This is a genomic window from Acinetobacter sp. P8-3-8 (genome assembly GCF_000214135.1).
In the GTDB taxonomy this organism is placed as follows: Bacteria; Pseudomonadota; Gammaproteobacteria; order Pseudomonadales; family Moraxellaceae; genus Acinetobacter.
The window spans coordinates 1-2,931 of sequence record NZ_AFIE01000111.1 but is presented as its reverse complement, the minus strand read 5'-3'; the positions used below and the strand labels follow the sequence as shown (position 1 = coordinate 2,931).

The window sequence follows — 2,931 nt, the reverse complement described above, 5'->3', positions numbered from 1 at the left end:
TTTTTTATGAGTTTTCTAATTTTAAATTAAGAAAAATCTAATTCTTTTTCAAATGCTTTTAACTCATGGCGAGACATCGCTAAGTTTGATTTAGAACGATCTAATACAAGGTAAAGGAATAAGTTTTCATTTGAATCCAATGGACGGATCAAATGGTATTGCTTACCTAAAGTGATTAGGATGTCTTCAATTACGTCATCAAGTTTCAACGCTTTAGCAACTTTACGTTTAGCACGAACAACTTCAGTATTACCTGCAGCTGCTAATTCTAAGTCTAAGCCTGTTCCAGCTGTTGCTAAAGATAAACCGCTTTCGCTGTCTACTAAAGCAGCACAAACAAAACCGTCGATATCTGTTAATTGATCTAGTGTGATACGAGCCATGGGAGTCCCCGTTTAGTGTTTAACATTGTTGTTGATCTTAGTAAGCCAATTTTTTTTGATTTACTAAAAGTTTGTTCCATTTAGCTAAAAATATAAATTTCTAACTAAAACGAATAAAATGAGTATTCTTTTTAATTGAATACGTATTTTAATTTTACTCAATAATCAATTTTAATTAATTATATTCCATGCCTATTTTAATAACATAGAAAATATTCAATATTCAATAGTAAATTTAAAATAATTCACTATATCGCTGATTATTTAAAAACTTCAAAATTTCTTAAACATCGCTTAAATAAAATTAATAAATTAAATATCTACTATTTTATTTAAACTTTATAAATTATCCATCAAAGCTTCAGACGTTTCTTTAATTTCATAAAGTAACTGACCTAGCAAAATATCTTTATTGGTCATTGCCACCAATACCAAAGGATGCTTTGGATGTGGAATCGATGTCAATAACGCTTTTCCATTGACAGCATCTAAGGTAATCGTCTGACAACCAACCAAGTTAATTTCAGAAATAAAAGCCGTCACCATTGCTAGGATTGAACTACTTACTGCTGCAATTTTACTTGAATTTGTTATATTTTTTTATTTGCCAAGGCAATTTCAAAACCATCAGATGTACACAACATGACAAATTCAACGCCAGAAACTGAATTCAGCAATTGCTGAATTTTCTGTTCACTGAATGCGATAAATTTTTCAGGAACTTTCCGAGAAAGACTTAAATCCAACATACAAAATGCACCTAGAATGAATAAATATATTCACGATTTTTTAAAAAAATTTGACATGTGATTTATCAATTTCATAATTATTTAAAATTCATTGATGCAATTCACATTTAATAAGCGAATTATTATCAAGTTTCACATCCTTGTAAATATATTTTTGAAATTAAAATTCCTTTTTCAAAATTTGTCAGTTTATGACTTTATTGGTATGCAATTTACCCAATAATCTAACTTACAAATTAATATTAAGCTATACTAACAAGTGTGTTTATTTAAATCAAATAAATTTTATAATATTAAAATGCGCAATAAATATCCATAAAAAAAGTATGACTATTCTCTAATGTTTATTCAAATTAATATAACAATTAAAACACCATATAATAAAACTAAACAAAACAAGAAAACCTATATATTGAATTTTCATCTATTTTTTACATATTTATTCTTTTTACTGATTCTGCCGACTAAGCGCTGATTGCTTAAACTTATAAAAACTTTACATTTTATTTTTTGATTTGGTCATTTTTTGTGTTTATATTATTTTATCCAATTATTGGATGCCAAAAATTAGTGCATAAAAGGTAAAACATAATGAATAAGATTCTTCTTTCTCTAGGTCTAGTTGCGACTATCGCTCTTGTTGGTTGTAATAAAGATAAAGCGCCTGAAACGGGTGCAACCACGGGTGAACATATTGAAAATGCTGCTGAGCAAGCAGGCCATGATGTTGCTAATGCAACCAAAGATGCTGCTGATGCAACTGCAAAAGCGGCTGATGATGCTGCAAATGCAACCGCACATGCTGTAGATCATGCTGCGAATGCAACAGAAAAAGCTGCTGATGCGACTGTTGCTGTTGCAAAAGATGCAACTGCAGCAACTGCTGGTGCTGTTGAAGACGGTGCTGCTCATGTTAAAGAGAAAGCGCAACAATAAGATTTTAACTTCAGAAAGCTCCTCTTGTAGGGGCTTTTTTGTTATTCTGTCTGTCCCGTCCTGAAATAAGTTGACTACTAAGAGGCTTATTTTATGGAACTGAAGAAAGATCAAAGAATTAAGCGAACCCAACGTGATTACAGCCTTCCCTTTAAAATGATGGTTATACAGGAGGTCGAAAAAGGGCAAATTACTTACAAGCAAGCTCAACAAAAATATGGTATTCAAGGAAGATCAACCGTTCTTGTGTGGTTGCGCAGGTACGGACAACAAGATTGGACTTCACAGACTATGCCAAAATCATCAAAAAGACAGCTCACTCCACAACAACAGATACGTCAGTTAGAAAAGAAACTTGCTGATGAAAAACTCAAAACTGAATTTATGCAAGATGTGATTTATCACCTAGATAAAGAATGTGGGACTAACTTCCAAAAAAAGTATATCGAGCACGTTTCGAAGATTGGAAAAGCAAAAGACAATTAAGTCTTACTCGTTTTTGCCAATCGCTTAAGATTTCAAGACAAGCCTATTATCAATCTGAAAAACGAGCTCAAGTTACAGCACAACAAACTAAACAAGTTATTGATTTAGTAATGAATTACTGTTATCTCATGCCAAGTATTGGTACACGTAAATTATATTGGTTAATCAGACCTCAATTGTTAGCTCAAGGATTAAAAATTGGAAGAGATAAGTTATTCAAAATATTGAAAGAAAATAACTTAACCTGAGTTCGACGAAATAAGCTTAATTTGTAATCATGTTTTTGAAAGCCGGTTTATTGGGATTTAAACAATAAGCCACGACTGCCGCCATGATATTCACCATAAAATTATTCACTGAACGATGACGTGAATGTT

General features: G+C 31.5%; 2 protein-coding genes and 3 pseudogenes. 2 read left to right on the top strand and 3 right to left on the bottom strand.

What is annotated here, in order from left to right:
• Positions 1–26: 26 nt before the first annotated feature.
• Together GGG_RS0118670 and GGG_RS20130 are read right to left on the bottom strand one after the other, a co-directional pair.
• Positions 27–383 carry a hypothetical protein gene (locus tag GGG_RS0118670; RefSeq protein ID WP_010117832.1) on the bottom strand — a complete coding sequence of 119 codons (357 nt, stop codon included), beginning with the start codon at positions 381–383 and terminating at the stop codon, positions 27–29.
• A gap of 339 nt (positions 384–722) precedes the next feature.
• Positions 723–1,132, bottom strand: a pseudogene (locus GGG_RS20130) (roadblock/LC7 domain-containing protein).
• A gap of 591 nt (positions 1,133–1,723) precedes the next feature.
• Between GGG_RS20130 and GGG_RS0118660 the strand changes: the two are divergent.
• Together GGG_RS0118660 and GGG_RS21600 are read left to right on the top strand one after the other, a co-directional pair.
• The gene (locus GGG_RS0118660) at positions 1,724–2,068 is read left to right on the top strand and encodes a hypothetical protein (protein WP_010117830.1); all 345 of its coding nucleotides are present in this window, start codon (positions 1,724–1,726) and stop codon (positions 2,066–2,068) included.
• Between the two features lie 93 nt (positions 2,069–2,161).
• Positions 2,162–2,796 (top strand): annotated as a pseudogene (locus tag GGG_RS21600) (IS3 family transposase); the annotation flags it as partial.
• Positions 2,797–2,818: 22 nt separating this feature from the next.
• Here GGG_RS21600 and GGG_RS20960 read toward each other — a convergent pair.
• Positions 2,819–2,931: pseudogene (locus GGG_RS20960) on the bottom strand (IS982 family transposase); the annotation flags it as partial.